General features: G+C 69.0%; 16 protein-coding genes. 7 read left to right on the forward strand and 9 right to left on the reverse strand.

Going from position 1 to position 17,553, the window contains the following annotated elements; genetic code table 11:
- Window positions 1–29 precede the first annotated feature (29 nt).
- From MK313_RS01295 to MK313_RS01315, 5 genes are read right to left on the reverse strand one after another with little or no spacing between them, the layout of a single operon-like run.
- A complete protein-coding gene (locus MK313_RS01295; RefSeq protein ID WP_121220016.1) occupies window positions 30–617 on the reverse strand; it encodes an amino acid synthesis family protein in 588 nt (195 codons plus the stop codon).
- On the reverse strand, window positions 614–1,483 hold the full coding sequence (locus tag MK313_RS01300) for a UPF0280 family protein (RefSeq protein ID WP_287779747.1): 870 nt from the start codon (window positions 1,481–1,483) through the stop codon (window positions 614–616). The genes MK313_RS01295 and MK313_RS01300 overlap by 4 nt, the downstream gene beginning before the upstream one ends.
- Window positions 1,480–2,967, reverse strand: coding sequence for a 6-hydroxynicotinate reductase (locus tag MK313_RS01305; protein WP_287779749.1), 1,488 nt, complete (start codon window positions 2,965–2,967; stop codon window positions 1,480–1,482). Before MK313_RS01305 ends, MK313_RS01300 begins: the two co-directional genes overlap by 4 nt.
- Window positions 2,964–5,747 (reverse strand): molybdopterin-dependent oxidoreductase, encoded by a 2,784-nt coding sequence (locus tag MK313_RS01310; protein WP_287779751.1) that lies wholly within the window; start codon window positions 5,745–5,747, stop codon window positions 2,964–2,966. The genes MK313_RS01305 and MK313_RS01310 overlap by 4 nt, the downstream gene beginning before the upstream one ends.
- Window positions 5,744–6,589, reverse strand: coding sequence for an FAD binding domain-containing protein (locus MK313_RS01315; RefSeq protein ID WP_287779754.1), 846 nt, complete (start codon window positions 6,587–6,589; stop codon window positions 5,744–5,746). The genes MK313_RS01310 and MK313_RS01315 overlap by 4 nt, the downstream gene beginning before the upstream one ends.
- A gap of 216 nt (window positions 6,590–6,805) precedes the next feature.
- On the opposite strand from MK313_RS01315, the gene MK313_RS01320 reads away from it, so the two are divergent.
- The 4 genes from MK313_RS01320 (at window position 6,806) to MK313_RS01335 (ending at window position 9,500) form a co-directional block, all read left to right on the forward strand.
- On the forward strand, window positions 6,806–7,021 hold the full coding sequence (locus MK313_RS01320; RefSeq protein WP_287779756.1) for a type II toxin-antitoxin system RelE/ParE family toxin: 216 nt from the start codon (window positions 6,806–6,808) through the stop codon (window positions 7,019–7,021).
- 73 nt (window positions 7,022–7,094) lie between these two features.
- Window positions 7,095–7,406: a HigA family addiction module antitoxin gene (locus tag MK313_RS01325; protein WP_121220004.1), complete on the forward strand. Its 312-nt coding sequence runs from the start codon at window positions 7,095–7,097 to the stop codon at window positions 7,404–7,406.
- Between the two features lie 73 nt (window positions 7,407–7,479).
- The gene (locus tag MK313_RS01330; protein ID WP_287779758.1) at window positions 7,480–9,171 is read left to right on the forward strand and encodes an FAD-binding protein; all 1,692 of its coding nucleotides are present in this window, start codon (window positions 7,480–7,482) and stop codon (window positions 9,169–9,171) included.
- The gene (locus tag MK313_RS01335; RefSeq protein ID WP_121220001.1) at window positions 9,168–9,500 is read left to right on the forward strand and encodes a 2Fe-2S iron-sulfur cluster-binding protein; all 333 of its coding nucleotides are present in this window, start codon (window positions 9,168–9,170) and stop codon (window positions 9,498–9,500) included. The genes MK313_RS01330 and MK313_RS01335 overlap by 4 nt, the downstream gene beginning before the upstream one ends.
- Before the next feature lie 342 nt (window positions 9,501–9,842).
- Here the strand turns inward: MK313_RS01335 and MK313_RS01340 are convergent, their stop codons facing one another.
- The 4 genes from MK313_RS01340 to MK313_RS01355 are packed head-to-tail and all read right to left on the reverse strand — an operon-like array spanning window position 9,843 to window position 12,624.
- Window positions 9,843–11,102: a CCA tRNA nucleotidyltransferase gene (locus MK313_RS01340; RefSeq protein ID WP_287779761.1), complete on the reverse strand. Its 1,260-nt coding sequence runs from the start codon at window positions 11,100–11,102 to the stop codon at window positions 9,843–9,845.
- A gap of 15 nt (window positions 11,103–11,117) precedes the next feature.
- Window positions 11,118–11,426 carry a hypothetical protein gene (locus MK313_RS01345; RefSeq protein WP_008944919.1) on the reverse strand — a complete coding sequence of 103 codons (309 nt, stop codon included), beginning with the start codon at window positions 11,424–11,426 and terminating at the stop codon, window positions 11,118–11,120.
- A gap of 2 nt (window positions 11,427–11,428) precedes the next feature.
- A complete protein-coding gene (locus MK313_RS01350; RefSeq protein WP_287779765.1) occupies window positions 11,429–12,100 on the reverse strand; it encodes a CoA pyrophosphatase in 672 nt (223 codons plus the stop codon).
- Window positions 12,055–12,624: a DUF1285 domain-containing protein gene (locus MK313_RS01355; RefSeq protein WP_287779767.1), complete on the reverse strand. Its 570-nt coding sequence runs from the start codon at window positions 12,622–12,624 to the stop codon at window positions 12,055–12,057. The genes MK313_RS01350 and MK313_RS01355 overlap by 46 nt, the downstream gene beginning before the upstream one ends.
- Before the next feature lie 234 nt (window positions 12,625–12,858).
- On the opposite strand from MK313_RS01355, the gene MK313_RS01360 reads away from it, so the two are divergent.
- The 3 genes from MK313_RS01360 to MK313_RS01370 are packed head-to-tail and all read left to right on the forward strand — an operon-like array spanning window position 12,859 to window position 17,552.
- Entirely contained in the window at window positions 12,859–13,884 is a 1,026-nt protein-coding gene (locus MK313_RS01360) for an AAA family ATPase (RefSeq protein WP_121219995.1), read from the forward strand.
- A 19-nt stretch (window positions 13,885–13,903) separates the two neighbouring features.
- Window positions 13,904–14,803, forward strand: coding sequence for a DUF58 domain-containing protein (locus MK313_RS01365; RefSeq protein ID WP_287779771.1), 900 nt, complete (start codon window positions 13,904–13,906; stop codon window positions 14,801–14,803).
- A 1-nt stretch (window position 14,804) separates the two neighbouring features.
- The gene (locus tag MK313_RS01370) at window positions 14,805–17,552 is read left to right on the forward strand and encodes a DUF4159 domain-containing protein (RefSeq protein ID WP_287779774.1); all 2,748 of its coding nucleotides are present in this window, start codon (window positions 14,805–14,807) and stop codon (window positions 17,550–17,552) included.
- Window position 17,553: the final 1 nt, after the last annotated feature.

Genomic DNA, 17,553 nt, shown 5'->3' on the forward strand with positions numbered 1-17,553 from the left:
GTGGATTGCTCTAACAACCTGGCCCGTTCTTAGCGCAGGCCATCCTCTCCCTTGATCTCGCTGACCTGCAGGCCGCCGACACGGGCATGGATGCGCCCGCCGGTGGTCATGACCAGGCAATAGACGATCTCGTCGGCGCGCGGTGCGTCGTGAATGCCGACCTCCATCGCGTCGAAATGGCTACGCACATAGGCGGCGTCCTTGTGGCCCAGCGCGACATCAAGGCGCGCGCCCGCCGACCCCACCTTGGTCGAGGACGGCACGATGGCCTTGGCGCTGCCCAGCAGTTCGCGCATCGCATAGCCGCCCGGCACATGCCAGCACGCACCATGTTCCAGCTCGCCCGCCGTGCCGATGATCGAGCCCTTGCCGTAACCTTCTATCTTCTTCACATCGCCGCCCAGTGCCGCGATCAGCCGTTGCGACATCTCCAGCCCCAGCGGCTTCAGCGCCTCCATCAGCGGCGTGATGTCTGCGACATAGCGCCCGGCATAGGGATTCTTCAGCACCGCCAGGCAGGCAGCACGCAGGATCGGCCGTTCCGGCGCGGGGCCGCCCTCATGGCGGATTTCCTCGACGGTCAGGACCATCTTGCGGATCTGGACCAGCTCGCTCATCTCGTCTCCGTCAGTTCGGGCAGTTCGGGGCTGAGGGCGGTGCCGCACAGGGCGAAACGTCCGCGCAATGACAGCACCGCCGCATGGATGTGTCCAGCCTCGCGCATCGCATGGGCCCGTTGCAGCCCGGCGGCGAGCGCCTGGCCGATCTCGCCATCGCCCAGCGGTCCGACCTCCAGCGTCACCGGCAGGTCGCCAAGATCACTGTCCGGGTCCAGGCTGCTGGCCGGCGCGCGGCGGATTTCGGAATGACCCGGCAGGTCCACGGCGTTGGCGATCAGCGTCGCCGCCGCATCCGCCGCCGCCGCATCGCGCGCGAGCACGGTCACCGCATCGGCGATCCCCAGCGACAGCGACCGCCCGCCGGAACCGCTGGTGGCGATGCCGCGCACCGGTGTGTCGAACGGAATTTCCGCAAGCCCTTCCATCGCGCCCTGGGTGAGATCGGGCACCAGCCCAGCGCGGAAGCTCTCACCCGCTGTCAGGTGGAAGGCGATGTCGCCGCCATCATTCACATAGGCCTTGGTCAGAAGCCGGTCGCGCAGCATGGCGGCCAGCACATGATCCGCCACCGATCCCGCCACCGCCGCCATCGGCGTGACATAGAAGCCGCGGAACGGCCAGATCGCCGCCAGCATGCGCCGCGCCACCGGGCCATGCAGCGCGGGCGGCGCCTCGCCCAGCGGGCGGCGCAGCAAATGCAGTTCCAGCGTCAGCCTCTCCAGCAGCCCGTCAAAGGCCTGCACCGCCTGCCAGTAGGCGCGGCGCACCTCCGCCAGCGGGCCGAACGCCTCGATCACCAGATCGATGGGGCCATGCTGCAGATGCAGCCGGCCATCGGGCAGGAAGGCACGCTGGATACTCATGTGAGCCTGTCCTGAGGGTCGAGAGGCCAGGGATTGTCGGCGGGCTGCGGCCAGGACTGGCGGCGCGCCACCGCCTCCAGCACCGCCTCCAGCGGCTTCACCTCGCCGCTATGGCCGCCGAGAGCCTCGTAATCGGCCAGCGGCAGGGTGAATTCGATGGGCGCGACCAGCGCCGGCGTCGGCACATAGCCGAAGGAGTTTTCCGGCATGCGGGTGACATCGACCATCAGGGTGATGCCGCCGCCCGGCCAGACATAGACCGGCGCGCCGCCGCAGGTGACGCGGGTGACCAGTTCACGGACGGAGCGGGTGAGGCGCACCGGATTCTCGGTCACACCGGCGCGAAGGCTGCCGCCCGCGCCTGCCATGAACAGCACGGAGGTCATGGCAGGCTCGCAATTCTCCTCGATGCGTCCGACCACCGGATCGAGTCCCGGCGGCAGCGACTGCGCCACCGGCACGAGGTTCTCGTCCAGCACGAAATAGGCATGATCCTCGCCGGTGGTGGAGACCATCAGCAGGCGCAGGCCGGGCCAGGCGGTCTTGGGATCGATCCTGTCGATGATCGACAGCGGATCGGTGACATCCGTGCCGCCCCAGCCGCTGCCCGGATTGGCGACCTGGAAATAGCGGCCCGGCGTGGAGCGCCGCCCGCGCACCCGGATGCCCGCCGCCCGAACATCGAGATATTTCCCGGCCTGATGTTCGGTGAAGACGCCGGTGATGTGGTCATCGACCACGATCACCTCGTCGGCATGCTCATGCCATTGCTTGGCGAAGATGCCGATGGTGGCCGACCCGCAGCCGACCCGCATGCGCTGTTCCTGCTTGCCATCGACGATGGGCGGCTTGCCGGCCTGGACGATCAGCGCGGAGCCGCCATCGACGGTCAGTTCCACCGCCTGCTTGTTGCACAGCGCCAGCAGCGCCGCGCAGGTGGCGTTGCCTTCCTTCTTCGACCCGCCGGTCAGGTGATGCACGCCGCCCAGGGAGAGCATCTGCGAGCCATATTCGGCGGTCGTCACATGGCCCACCGCCTCGCCCTCATGGCGCACGGCGGCCTGTTCCGGCCCCAGATAGCGGTCGGTATCGATCTTCAGCTTCACGCCGCAATAGCTGAAGATGCCCTCGGTCACCACGGTCACCGTATCGACGCCGCGATGCTGCGTGGAGACGATGAAGGGGGCCGGCTTGTAGTCAGGATAGGTGGTGCCGGAGCCGATGCCGGTCAGGAAGGTCGGCGCGCCGGCGACCAGCGATCCGTCCCAATCCTCCTTCAGGAAGGGCACGACAGCCCCCTGGCTTGCCGCCACCTGCTGGGTGACCACCAGCGGGTCGAGCCGCACCAGCTCGCCATCGACATTGCCATAGCGGTCGCAGGCACCACTGCGCCCCTTGCGGATGCGGCAGATCACCGGGCAGGCGTCGCAGCGGACGATCTCGCCCTCATCCTGTTCCGGCGTCTTCGGCGTGGCGTCGTTCATCGCGCGGCCTCCGCTTCCCGGATTGCCTTCAGCACCCGGTGCGGCAGTGCCGGCACCTTGGCGACCACCGCCCCCGTGGCGTCGCGGATCGCCCCCAGGATGGCCGGCGCGGTCGGCACCAGCGCCGGCTCGCCGATGCCCTTGGCGCCATAGGGGCCGAGCGGCTCGGCATCCTCGATCAGGTGCATCTCGATATCCGGCACATCGCCGAAGGTGGGGATCAGGTAATCGTGCAGATTCTCGGTGCGGCCGGGGATGAACTCCTCCATCAGCGCGAGGCCGAGGCCCTGCGCGATGCCACCCTGGATCTGCCCTTCCACCAGCATCGGGTTAATCGACCGGCCGACATCATGCGCGGCGGCGATCAGCAGCGGCTTCACCGTGCCCAGCTCGATATCCACCTCGACCTCGGCGATCTGCGCGGCGAAGGCATAGGTGGCGTAGGGCACGCCCTGGCCATTCTCGTCCAGCGGGCTGGTCGGCGGATCGAAAGTGCCCTCGCCGGTCAGCACATCGCCTTCCAGCCCTTCCACCGGGATTTCCCGCAGGTCGATGCGGCGCACCACGACCCCTTCCGCCACCGTCAGGATCGGACCGTCCAGCGACAGCACCGATTCAGGACCGGCATTGGCGAGGCGCAATATGGTCGCGCGCAGGTCGAGGCCCGCCAGCTCCGCCGCCTTGCCGGACACGAAGGTCTGGCGCGAGGCCGAGGTCTTGCCGGCATCCGCCGTGCGGTCGGTATCGGCATGCACCTGCTCCACCAGACCGACCGGCAGGCCCAGCGCATCGGCGGCGATCTGCGCCATGATGGTGTAGCTGCCCTGGCCGATATCATGCGCGCCGTTATAGAGCGTCAGCCGCCCGTCGGCTTTCAGGCCGATGCGCATGGTGGACGGGTTCGACATCGAGGTGTTGCCGCAGCCATACCACATGCACCCCACGCCGACGCCACGCCGCAGCGGCCCGCCTTCCGCCTTCTGGCTCGCGTTGAACGCCATGTTTTGACCGACCAACTCACGCCAGCGCGGACGCAGCGCCTCCAGGCAGGCGGCCATGCCGACCGACTGTTCGATAACCTGCCCGCAATGCGTCGCCTCGCCGGCGCGCAGCGCGTTCAGATGGCGGAATTCCAGCCGGTCGATGCCCAGCGCCAGCGCCAGATCATCCATCGCCGCCTCATGCGCGATGGCGGCCTGCGGCACACCAAAGCCCCGGAAGGCACCGGACGGGGTGCCGTTGGTATAGACAGCCCGGCTGGTGCACAAAGCCGCACCGACCTTGTAGGGGCCGGTGGCATGGACCGGCACGCGGTTCGCCACAGTCGGCCCCCAGGAGGCATAGGCGCCGGTGTCGAAATCGCCATGGAAGCGGAAGGCGGTGATCTTTCCTTCAGCATCCGCCGCCGCCTCCACCGCGATGGTCGCCGGGTGGCGCTTGGTGGTGGAGGCCATGGATTCCGGCCGGTGGTAGATCATGCGGACGGGCCGCTCCAGCAGCCAGGCCGCCGTCGCCAGCAGCGGCTGCACCGACATGTCCAGCTTGCCGCCGAAGCCACCGCCGGTCGCCGTCGGGATGATCCGCACATCGGCCTTCGCGATGCCCAGCACATGCGCGACCTCGTCGCGGTCCATGTAGGGCGTCTGGGTGCAGGCCGTGATCTCCATGCGGCTGCCGACGCGCCGGGCGAAGCCGGCCTCCGGCTCGATATAGGCATGCTCGACATAGCTGGTCTCGAAGCGCCGTGCCGTGCGCGCCACAGCACTGGCGAAGCCGGCCTCCAGATCGCCGCGCGCGACATGGCCCCGGATCAGCACATTGCCGGCACTGGCGGCGTGCAGCTGCGGGGCACCCTCGGCCAAAGCGGCTTCAGTACCGATCAACGCCGGCAGTTCCTGCCAGTCGATGGGGATATCCGCCTCGGCCACCGCCTCCAGCGCCGCGCGCTCGCCGACCAGCGCCAGCACCGCCTCGCCCCGGAAGCGCACATAACCATCGGCCAGCACCGGCTGGTCCTTCAGGTCGGGATAGATGCCGAAACTGTTGCTGCCCGGCACGTCAGCGGCGGTAAAGATGTGCTCGATGCCCGGATGGCTTTTCCGGAAGCCATCCAGATCGCCCAGCGTGAAGCGCGCATGGGCATGGGGCGAGCGGATCGCACGCAGCCACAGCGCATCGGCGGGCGCCTCGTCGGCGCCGAATTTCTCCTCGCCGGTCAGCTTCGGAATCCCGTCCTTGCGGGGAATGCGCGCGCCAACGGCGGCACCGCTCTTTGCCCCCACAAAAGCCCCGGACGCGCCGGCATCCAGTACGGCATCGACGATCTTGCGGTAGCCGGTGCAACGGCACAGCACGCCGCCCAGCGCATCCTCGACCTGCTGGCGGGTGGGCGCAGCGGTAACAGCCAGCAGCTCGCTCGCCGCCATCAGCATGCCCGGCGTACAGATGCCGCACTGCGCCGCGCCATGGCGATGGAAGGCCTGCTGCAGGCCGTTCAGCCGGCCCTCCTCTGCCAGCCCCTCTACCGTGACAATATCCGTCCCGTTCGCCTGTGCGGCCGGCACCAGGCAGGCACAGACCTGCCGCCCGTCCATCAGTACGGTGCAGGCGCCGCAATCCCCGGCATCGCAGCCCACCTTGGTGCCGGTCAGCCCCAGATTGTCGCGCAGCACCCGCGTCAGCCGCCGGCCCGGCGGCACGGAGAGCGTCACCGGCTGGCCATTCACCGTCAGGCGGATGCGGCTGTCACTCGCCTGTGACATGGCGATGGGCGCGTTCATGCTGTTGCTCCAAGCTCGGCAAGGCAGCGTTTCACCAGCACCAGCGCCGCCTCAAGACGGTAGCCGGCATCGGCGCGGATATCGTCGATCGGCGACAGCGCGGCCAGATGCTCCGCCTTCGCCATCGCGGCAAGGCCGGGGATGGCAGGCTGTCCGACCAGTGCGGCTTCCAGCGCCGGCAAGCGCTGCGCCACGGCGGAGCAGGCACCAACCGCGATACGCACGGCGGCGACCCTGCCCTCCTTCACTTCCAGCAGGCCAGCGACCATGGTGATGGAGATGACCAGATATTTGCGCGCACCCAGCTTCAGGAAGTTGGCGCGGGCGGACTCCGCCGGCTTCGGCACCAGGATGGCGGTCGCCAGCTCATCCGGCCGGCGCGCTGTCCTGCGATTGCCGAGAATGAAATCACCCAGCGGCAGCACGCGCACCCCGTTGGCCGAGGCCAGTTCGACCGAGGCGTCCAGCGTCAGCAGCGGCGGCACGCCATCGGCGGCGGGCGAGGCGTTGCAGAGATTGCCGGCGATAGTGGCGCGGTTCTGAATCTGCGCGCCGCCAACCTCCCGCGCCGCGCGGCGCAGCCCGTCGAAGCAGGGCGGCAGGTCGCCTTCGGCAATATCAGACCAGCGCGTCAGCGCGCCGATGCGGAAATAATCGCCGGCATCGGCAATGCCACGCAGGCCGACAAGGCCGGTAATGTCGAGAATATCCTCAGGGCGCTGCGCGGTGACGCGCGCCGGGTAATGGTCGGTGCCGCCGGCAAGCAGGGTCCAGCGTCCCTCGCGCAAGGCGGAAACCGCGTCCTCGAGCCGCTCCGGGCGCAGATATTGGCCGTCGCTCACCCGCATTCTCCCAATCTGCTGGCCGCCCACCACCCTTAACAGTGCCGGGACGCTTGCTGCCAGGAAACCCTGTACCCTGTTCGCCGCCGGGTTGGTCCCAGTCAGCTATTCATTTGTGTACATATGTTTTCTTGCATAGTGAGACCGCTTAGCCCGGCCCGTCAAGAGTGGAAAATCGGACTATCCTTATACCGGTATGCGGTATATAGTTTCCGCATGATTGCATCCTTCGGCGATAAGGCGACGGAGCGGCTTTTTGCCGACGAGCGCGTGCCGGCCTTCGAGGCGATTGCCCGACGCGCCAAGCTGAAGCTGACCGCCCTGCATGCCGCCGCGCGGCTGGAGGATATGGCGGTTCCGCCCTCGAATCGGCTGGAAAGGCTGAAAGGCGATCTGAAGGAGTTTCATTCGGTCCGGATCAACGACCAGTAGCGGCTGATCTTCCGCTGGTCGGAAGGCAAGGCCTTCGATGTCCGGATCGTGGATTATCATTGAGGACAGTGCCATGACCGAGAAAGCCAGGGACAGTTTCGCCATCGTCACCCCCGGGGATGTGCTGAAGGAGGAGTTTCTCTCCGAATACGGCCTGTCGCAGAACGCGCTCGCGCGGGCCATCGGCATCTCGCCCAACCGCATCGCCGAGATCGTGAATGACCGCCGGCGCATCACCGCCGATACGGCGCTGCGGCTCGGCCTGTATTTCGGCAACAGCCCGGAATTCTGGCTGAACCTGCAGTCCCAGTACGATCTGAAACTGGCGCAGCGCGCGCTGGGCGAGGCGGAGGCCACCCGCATCAGGGCGCATCGGGCTGCCTGATCACCCCTGCCTGCATGCGGCCTTGCATCAGCAGCATGTTGTGCAGCGCCGTAATGCCCGCCATCATACACTTATGCGCACACTTGAAACCGACATCGCGATCATCGGTGCGGGCGGGGCCGGGATGGCCGCCGCCATCGCCGCCTCGGAAGCGGGCAGCCGCTCCATCCTTATCGACCGCAGCCTGATCGGCCGCGGCGGCGCCACGGTGATGGCGCAGATGACGGTGGCCGCCGCCGTCGGCGAGCAGACCGAGGATCACTGGACACACCATCTGAAGGACACGCTGGCCGCCGGGCGCGGGCTGTGCGACGAGCGGCTCGCCCGGCTGCTCTGCGAGGAGGGCGTTACCGCCATCCGCCGCCTGCAGGACTGGAAGGTCGGCTGGGCCGCCGAGGACGGGCATCTGAAGCAGGTGCAGGCGCCGGGCCATGACCGGCCGCGCTGCGTCTATGTCGATTTCCTGAATACCGGCCCCGCCGTGTCCAAGACGCTGCGCACGCAGGTCATCCGGCACGAACCGGTACGCCGGGTCGGCGATCTCTATGCGGTGGACATCGTGCAGCGCGACGGCGCGGCGGTCGGCGTGCTGTGCCTGCATCTCCACACCGGCGAGCCGGTGCTGGTCTCCGCCCCTGCCACCATCATCGCCACCGGCGGGCTGACCCGGCTGTACCGGCGCAACAGCGCCTCGCTGAACATGGGCGGCGATGGCTACGCGCTGGCGCTGCGCGCCGGGGCCAGCCTGATCGATATGGAATTCGTGCAGTTCTTCCCGATCGGCCATCTGGCGCCGCGCCTGATCGGCATGGACCCGATCATGTGGGACCCGTTCCGCTACAAGCTGGGCGGGCGGCTGCTGAACGGCAACCGCGAGGAGTTCACGCAGAAGTACGGCGTCGCCGATGGCGGCCGCTACCAGATCACACGCGACCAGGCGACCTATGCCATCACCAAGGAGGTCGAGGCCGGGCGCGGCAGCCCGGCCGGCGGCGCCTATCTCAGCTTCGAGCATGTGCCGGAATCGGAGCTGCGCCAGGCCTTCGGCCCGATCATCGACAAGCTGGCGAAGAATGGCATCGACCTGACCAGGACCGCCATCGAGGTCGCCCCCATCGCCCATTACCATATGGGCGGGGTACAGGTCGGCCCCGACATGGAGACCGAGGTGCCGAACCTCTATTGCGCGGGCGAGGCGGTCGGCGGCGCGAACGGCGCCAACCGGCTGTCCGGCAACGCCATCACCGAGGCGCTGGCCTTCGGCTTCGTCGCCGGGCGCAACGCCGCCAGCCGCGCCAAGGCCGCTGGCCCGGTCGGCGACATAGCGCGGGATGCGGCGGAAGGGCTGGCCCTGCTGCAGGCCGATGGGCCGAAGCAGGCACCGAACAGCGCCGCGCTGATCGCGGAGTTGCAGGACCTGATGCAGGATTATGTCGGCCCGTTCCGCACGGCGGAGAAGCTGGCCCATGCGCTGGCCGAGCTGCGCCGGATGAAGGCCGGTCTCGGCGATGTGCCGTTCGGCAGCGGTGCCGCCTACGACCCCGAGCGGCTGGACTGGCTCGACCTGCGCACCATGCTGACCGTCGCCGAGGCGGTCACGCTGTCCGCCCAGGCCCGCACCGAAAGCCGCGGCGCGCACCAGCGCGAGGATCACCCTGGCCTCGACCCGGCCTGGGAGCTGAACCAGATCATCCGGCTGAAGCAGGGCGCCCTCTCGCTGGAACGCCGCGCCGTCATCCGCCAGGAAATGGAGGCCGCCTCGTGAGCCAGACCGCCCGCCTCATCCTCCAGCGCGGCCGGCCCGGGGAAGCGCCCCGCGCCGAGACGCATGACGTACCATTCGAGCCCGGCCAGTCGGTGCTGGATGGGTTGCGCTGGATACGCGCGCACCGCGACCCGGCGTTGGCCTTCCGCTTCTCCTGCATCAACGCCAATGCCTGCAAGGAATGCATGATGCATCTGGACGGCAAGGTGATCTATGCCTGCACCGAGCGGCTGCGCGAGGGCGACATGACTCTGGCGCCGCTGCCCAACAAGGCGCTGATCCGCGACCTCGTCACCGAGATCGCCCCGCCCGACGAACGGCTGGAGTAGGGCGCGATTCTCATTCTTCGCCTTTCCAACTCACCGTCCGTCACCCCCGGCCTTGTGCCGGGGGTCCAGGCCTCCGCCTTCTGGATACCTGCCCGAGTAAGCTGAATCCTGGATTCCCGCAACAAGTGCGGGAATGACGGTTGGGAAAGCGGCGGCGTCCCGAAGCATAAGGCGGCTTGCGCCACCCCCCTCACCCGGACGCTGCGCGTCCACCCTCTCCCGCAAGGGGAGAGGGTCATAGAGCCATTTTCTTTCCCTCTCCCCTGGAGGGAGAGGGTTGCGCAGCCTTATGAGCGAAGCGAATTAGGCGAGGCTGGGTGAGGGGGACATCTATGCCGCGCCCTACCCCGCCAGTTCCTTAAGCTTCGCGAGGCAGGCGGCGCGGTCCGGGCGGAAATCCGCTTCCATCCACCAGCCCTCGACCTGCTTCAGCAGTTTCCCGACCGCCGGGCCGGTGGGAATGCCGAGCGCCATCGCATCCTTGCCATCGACCGGCAGCTTCGGGCGCACCCAGCCATAGGCAGCGGCAAGCTGCACGCGGTAGCCCGCCTCCACCCAGGCCGGCACCGCGCCCGGCTGGTCGGCCAGCCGCCGCGCCCAGTCCAGCAACACCAGATCGCGGTAGGTTTCATTCCCGATGGCGTAGAGCAGGCGGCGGCGGTCCTGTGGCCCGGCGGCGGGGTCGATATCGGCCGCCGGCTTCAGCATGGCGACCAGCCGGTCGCGCTCCGCATTGGACAAGCGCAGCCGCGTAGCGACAGCCTTTCCCGCCTTCGCTTCGGGCAGGATGGCGGCCAGCCGGCGCAGCGGATCGGGGGCGGCTTCCTCCATCTCGCCGGTCAGCAGGGTCAGCGCCGCCAGCCGCCTGAGGTGCGTCGCCTCCGGCAAAGCGTGGGAAAGAACGCCGGCCTGCCGCATCAGATAGAAGGTCGGGGCCGGGTCGCGCGCCGCCAGCAGCTTCAGCAACTCGTCGCGGATACGCTCCCCGGCCAGGGTCGGCAGCAGCGGCGCAAAGCGCTTGCAGGCGGCCAGCCCGTCCTCGTCCGGCGCCATGCGGCCATAATGCGCGTGAAAGCGGAAGAAGCGCAGCAGCCGCAGCACATCTTCCTGGATGCGGCGTTCCGCCTCGCCGACGAAGCGCACCCGCCCCGTCTCGATATCGGCCAGACCGCCAACCGGGTCATAGAGCGTGCCATCGGGATCGAGGAACAGCGCGTTCATGGTGAGGTCGCGGCGCTTCGCATCCTCGGCCCAATCGTCGGTATAGGCGATGCGCGCGCGCCTGCCGTCCGTCTCCACATCGACGCGCAGGGTGGTGATCTCCACCTTCACATGCTCCTTCACCGCCGTGACCGTGCCATGGTCCAGCCCCGTCGGCACGGCGCGGATGCCGGCGGCCGCGATCCGGCGCATTACCTCTTCCGCCGGCACGTCGGTGGCGGCGTCGATATCGGCGACCGGCAGCCTCATCAGGCTGTTGCGCACGCAGCCGCCAACGAAGCGCACGCGCCCGCCGCCTGCCATGGCCGCCTGCATGATGGAAATGACCGCGGGATCGGATACCCAGTCGGGCAGGGGATCGAGACGCCGGACGGGCTGCATGGTCCGCGCCGCCGGTCAGCGGCTCGGCGCGGCAGGCGCGTCGCTGTGCCCCGGCGCGATCTGCCCGTCGATCAGCTTCGGCGGCGTATAGACATCGCCCGGATGCCCGCCTTCCTGGAAGAACAGCGCGCCGGCGCCCAGCACCAGCAGCATGAGGCCGACGCCGAAGGCCGCCAGATAGACCCAGGGCGCATCGCCCAGCTTCGGTGCTGAGTCCGGCGTGCCAGCCGCCATCGCCTTGCGGCGGGCATGGCTGAACCACAGGAAATACAGGATGGTCGGCGTCAGGATCGGCAGCAGCACCATAAGGGCGACGCGCAGCATGATCAGTCCTCGCCCGTACGGAGCACGATATTGGCCAGATTGACCAGCATCGCCGCCGTAGCGCCCCAGATATAGTAATCCATGTAGGGCAGCACATAGAAGGAGCGCTTCACACCATCGCCCTCGCGGCTGTGTACCTGATGGTTGGCCCGGTCCAGGATGAAGGACAGCGGCACCTCGAAAATCTCCGCAACCTCGAACGGGTCGGGCCGCGTCTCGAAGGGCGGGGTCAGCAGGCCGATGACCGGCACCACAGAAAAGCCGGTGCGGGTGCGGTAAGGCGACAGCCGGCCGATGACCTCCACCACATCGCGGGGGATGCCGGTCTCCTCCTCCGTCTCGCGCAGGGCGGCGGACACCGGATCGTCGAGGTCGTCCGCCTCGATCCGCCCGCCGGGAAAGCTGATCTGCCCCGGATGATGATAGAGATGGTCAGTGCGCCTGGTCAGCAGCACGGACATCTCGTCGGGACGCTGCACCAGCGGCACCAGCACGGCGGCGGGGCGGCCGGGGATAAAGCCTGGCGCGGTTTCGGGCAGGCCAGGGCTCATATCGCCATCGCCGGTCAGCAGCCCGCCATGCCGCGCCTCGCCGCCGAACAGCGTGCGCAGCCGGACCGCATCGACGGTCAGCCGTTCAGGCTGCCCAGCGTGAAGAATGTTCCCTTGCTCCATACGCCCAGTCGCGGTGTTCCGCCCTCTTCGGTTTCCTCGCCGATCTCGACAAGCTGGTAGAATATCGGCCGCAAGATCAAGGCCTCAAGCCTGTCCCTCACCAATATATAGGGGCTCGGCTCTCCCGTCGCCGCATTAGTCTCCACGCGGATGGGATGATCCGGCCCGGCCTCGACCCAATCGTCCAGATTGGTGCGGAAGCGCAAGCACTGGTCCCGCCCCGTGCCCTCGACAGTCAGTTCCACGGCGGTAAAGGGTGCGTCCTCGACCTCGATCAGGCCACGCTCCACCGGCGTCACCAGCCAGTAGCTGCCGTCATCTTCTCGCCGTAATACCGTCGAGAATAGCTTTACCAGTGGCTTCCGGCCGATTGGCGAGCCAAGATAGAACCAGGTGCCATCGCGGGCGATCCGAATGCCGAAATCTCCGCAGCTCTCCTCCGGTCCGTCGCCCTTCGGCGAGGCGCCGGGATTTGTGCTGCCAGATTCAATGGTGTTGTTTCCGGCTTTTTCGCGCCCCGGCACTGTGCGCGCCGCCCCCAGATGCCTAAGTATCTCTTCAGGAGCCTTGTCCCCGGATGGCCGACCCTCTTGCCGGTCCGGGGCAGCTTCTCGCGTCGGACGGTCAGGGTCGGGTTTCGCGCCAGTCATTTCCTGTCCTTCTATTTGGCCTTCTTGTCGGGTCGGCGCGCCGCGCCAACGGGTATCGCCAACGGCTAACGATGGTTTCGGCGCCAACAGCTTAGGGAGAATATTGGCATGAGCGTGACCGATCCCACCCCTTTTTCCGGCAGCGCCGGCACCGCCGACGACAAGCTGGTGGCCGAGATCGAGACCCTGGCCGAACGGCTGCGCCTGGTGCGCGAGCGTGTCGGGCGGGTGATCTTCGGCCAGGAGCATGTGGTCGATCAGGCCGTCATCACCCTGCTGGGCGGCGGCCATTGCCTGCTGATCGGCGTGCCGGGCCTCGCCAAGACCAAGCTGGTGGAAACGCTGGGCACGGTGTTCGGGCTGGGCGAGAAGCGCATCCAGTGTACCCCCGACCTGATGCCCGCCGACATCCTGGGCTCAGAGGTGCTGGAGGAGGGCGAGGGCGGCAAGCGCGCCTTCCGCTTCATCCAGGGGCCGATCTTCGCGCAGCTGCTGATGGCCGACGAAATCAACCGCGCCAGCCCACGCACCCAGTCCGCCCTGCTGCAGGCGATGCAGGAGCGCCGCGTCTCGGTCGCCGGCCAGTATCACGAGTTGCCCGCCCCCTTCCATGTGCTGGCGACGCAGAACCCGATCGAGCAGGAGGGCACCTACCCACTGCCCGAAGCACAGCTTGACCGCTTCCTGCTGCAGATCGATGTCGGCTATCCCGGCCGCGATGCCGAACGCCAGATGCTGATCGCCACCACCGGCGCGGAGGAAGAACGCCCGGTGCAGGTGATGAGCGCTGCCGACCTGCTGCAGGCCCAGCGCCTGCTGCGCCGCATCCCGGTCGGCGACAGCGTGATCGATGCCATCCTGACGCTGGTGCGCAATGGCCGACCCGAGGAAAGCCCCATCGCCGCCGTGCGCGAGCATGTCGCCTGGGGGCCGGGGCCGCGTGCCAGCCAGGCGCTGATGCTGGCGATCCGTGCTCGCGCGCTGATGGATGGGCGGTTCGCGCCGTCCATCGACGATGTGCTGGCGATGGCGAAGCCGGTGCTGCGCCACCGCATGGCGCTGAATTTCGCCGCCCGCGCCGAGGGCGTTACGCTGGACGCGGTGCTGGACAGCATCGCCGCCCCGCTGGGCTGAGACGGCGGACCCGGACTGCATGCTGCGCCAGCGCGCCGAACAGCTCGCCTCAACCCTGCCCCCGCTATTGGTCGCGGCGGAGCGGGTGGCCTCGACCGTGGCGCAGGGCGTCCACGGCAGGCGCCGCGTCGGCCAGGGCGACAGTTTCTGGCAGTTCCGCCATTACACCTTCGGCGATTCGGTGCGCAGCGTCGATTGGCGGCAATCCGCCAAGGGCGACCATGTCTATGTCCGCGAGACCGAGTGGGAAGCAGCGCAGAGCGTGTGGCTGTGGCGTGACGCCTCGCCCTCCATGCGCTACCGCTCCGACCGCAAGCTGCCGGAGAAGCTGGAGCGTGCAGAGCTGCTGCTGGCGGCGCTGGCAGCCTTGCTGGCCGGCAGCGGCGAGCAGGTGGCGCTGCTGGGCGGCGTGCATGCCCCCTTGCGCGGCCAGAGCGCCCTGCCCCGGCTGATCGGCGAACTGGAACGCACGCGGGAATCGATGGATGTCGCGGCCAGCCTGCCGCCGGCCATTCCGCTGCCGCGCCACGGCGCTGCTGTCTGGATCGGCGATTTCCTGTCTCCGGTCGCGGAGATCGAGGCGCGGATTGCCCGCGATGTCGGGCGCGGCGTGCGCGGCTTCCTGCTGCAGGTGGTGGACCCGGCGGAGGCCGGCCTGCCCTTCCGCGGCCGGGTGCGCTTCGACGGGCTGGAGGGCGAGGCCTCCACCCTCATCAGCCGGGTGGACAATGTCCGCGACGATTATCACCGGCGCTTCGCCGAACATCAGGCGGCACTCCGTCACCTGGCCCGTACCGCCGGCTGGCATTTCGCCCAGCACCAGACCGACCAGCCGCCAGAGAAGGCGCTGCTCGACCTCTATATCGGGCTGTCGCAGCCGGCCGGTGCCGGCGGCAACCGCGACCGGATGAGGGGCTGACATGCTGACGCTCGGCCCGCTTGCCTTCGCTACGCCCTGGATCCTAGTGGCCCTCGCCGCGCTCCCGGTGCTGATCTGGCTGCTGCGCGTGGTGCCGCCGGCCCCGCGCCGTGTCGCTTTCCCGGCGATCCGGCTGCTCTACGGGCTGAAGCCGCGCGACGAGACCTCCGCCACCACGCCCTGGTGGCTGATCCTGCTGCGCGTGCTGCTGGCCGCCCTCATCATCCTGGCGCTGGCGCATCCGCTGCTGAACCCGCGCGCGCCGCTGGTCGGCGGCGGGCCGCTGGTGCTGGCCATCGACGATGGCTGGGCGGCGGCACGCGACTGGCCGCAGCGCCAGCAGACCGCCGAGGAGCTGCTGGACCAGGCCGAACGCGCCGGCCGGCCGGTGCTGCTGCTGACCACTGCCCCCTCCTCCGCTGGCCTGCCGGACCGGCTGTCGCCGCTGCGCGCGGGTGAGGCCCGCAGCCTCGTGCAGGCGCTGCAGCCGAAGCCCTGGGCCACGGACCGCGCGGCGCTGGCGACCTGGCTGCGCAGCCAGGAATTGCCGGCCAGCGCGGAGAGCTTCTGGCTGTCCGACGGGCTGGGCGGTGAAGGCACGGCGGCGCTGGCCGAAACCCTGCAGCGGCTGGGCGCGCTGACGGTGATGACCACCCCGCCCTCCACCGTGCCGCAGCTGGCCTTCCCGCCGGAAAGCGAGATCGACGGGCTGATCGCCAGCCTGGCACGCGCCGATGACCGGGGCGCGCTGGACAGTGCCGTGCGGGCGGTGGCCGCCGATGGCCGCATCCTGGCGCGCGAGGCGATCCGCTTCGAGGATGGCGAGACACGCGCCGAGGCGCGCATCGTGCTGCCCAGCGAGCTGCGCAACGAGATCGCCCGGCTGGAGATCGAGGATCAGGCGACCGCCGGCGGCGTGGCGCTGATCGACGAGCGCTGGCGCCGGCGCCCGGTCGGGCTGGTGTCGCAGACCAGCTTCAGCGCCTCGCAGCCGCTACTCTCCGAACTGCATTATCTGGATCAGGCGCTGAGCCCGTTCAGCGAGGTGCGGCGCGGCCCGCTGGAAACGCTGCTGGCGCGCGAGCTGGCGGTGATCCTGCTGCCCGACAGCGGCACGCTGAGCAGCGCCGAACAGGATGTGCTGCGCCGCTGGGTTGCCGATGGCGGCGTGCTGCTGCGCTTCGCCGGGCCGATCCTGGCCGCCGCCGAGCCGTCCGGGCAGGCGCTGATCCCGGTGCCGCTGCGCCAGGGCGGCCGCCTGCTGGGCGGTGCCCTGTCCTGGAGCCAGCCGGCCCGGCTTGCCGCCTTCCCGCCGGAGAGCCCGTTCGCCGGCCTTGCCATCCCGCCCGAAGTGACGGTGCAGCGCCAGGTGCTGGCCCAGCCCGCGCTCGACCTGGCGGAACGAAGCTGGGCAACGCTGGAGGATGGCACCCCGCTGGTGACAGCGGCGCGCGAGGGCGATGGCTGGGTCGTGCTGGTGCACACCACCGCCAACCCGGACTGGAGCAACCTGCCGCTGTCCGGCCTGTTCGTTCAGATGCTGCAGCGGATCGTCGCGCTGAGCCAGGGTATCAGGGGCGGACGCGGCGAACAACCGCTGCCGCCGGTCGAGACGCTGGACGGGTTTGGCCGGCTGGTCACGCCGCCGAACAGCGCGCAGGCGCTGCCGCCCAGTGCTGGACCGGGCGACACGACGATCCGCCCCGGCCCGTCCCTGCCGCCCGGCTTCTACGGCACCGATCAAGCGCGCGTCGCGGTGAACCTCGCCCCTGCCATCAACGAGTTCCAGCCGCTGGGCGCGCTGCCCTCCGGGGTGGCCGTGACCGGCTATCAGCAGGGCGAGGAGGTTGATCTGCGGCCCGCCCTGTTCACCGGCGCGCTGCTGCTGCTGCTGGCCGACCTGCTGATTTCCATGCTGCTGCGCGGGCTGGTCCCTAGCGCCAATCGTGCCACCGGCCGCGCCGCCATGCTGCTGCTGGCGTTCGGTCTGGCGGCGGCGGCGCCCGGCACAGTGCAGGCACAGCAGGGAGATGACAGCTTCGCCCGGGCGGCCAGCCTGAGCACGCGGTTGGCCTATGTGCGCACCGGCGACCGCCAGCTCGATACCGCCAGCGAGGCAGGGCTTGCCGGTCTGACGCGCATGCTGGAACGCCGCACGGCGGTCGAGCCGGGCCCGCCGATGGGGGTCGATCTGGAGCGCGACGAGCTGGCCTTCTTCCCGCTGCTCTACTGGCCGGTCGGCACCAGCCAGCAGCCGCTGAGCCCGGCCGCCATCGCCCGCGTGAACAGCTACATCAAGACCGGCGGTACCATCCTGTTCGATACCCGCGACCAGGGCGAGGTCGGCTTCGGCGGCGCCACGCCCGGCATCGAGCGGCTGCGCGTGCTGGCGCGCGGCCTCGACGTTCCGCCGCTGGAGCCGGTACCGCCGGAGCATGTGCTGACCAAGGCCTTCTACCTGATGGACAGCTTCCCCGGCCGCTGGACCGGCGGCACGGTCTGGGTGGAACGCGCCGATACTGCGCGCGACGACGAGGTATCCTCCATCATCATCGGCGGGCATGACTGGGCCGCCGCCTGGGCGATGGATGAGGGCGGACGACCGATGTTCCCGGTGGTGCCCGGCGGTGAGGTGCAGCGCGAATGGTCCTACCGTTTCGGCGTGAACCTCGTCATGTACGCGCTGACCGGCAACTACAAGGCCGACCAGGTGCACATCCCCTCCATCCTCGAACGGCTGGGGCAATAGA

It is taken from the genome of Oceanibaculum sp. (genome assembly GCF_022449305.1).
GTDB lineage: Bacteria > Pseudomonadota > Alphaproteobacteria > Oceanibaculales > Oceanibaculaceae > Oceanibaculum > Oceanibaculum indicum.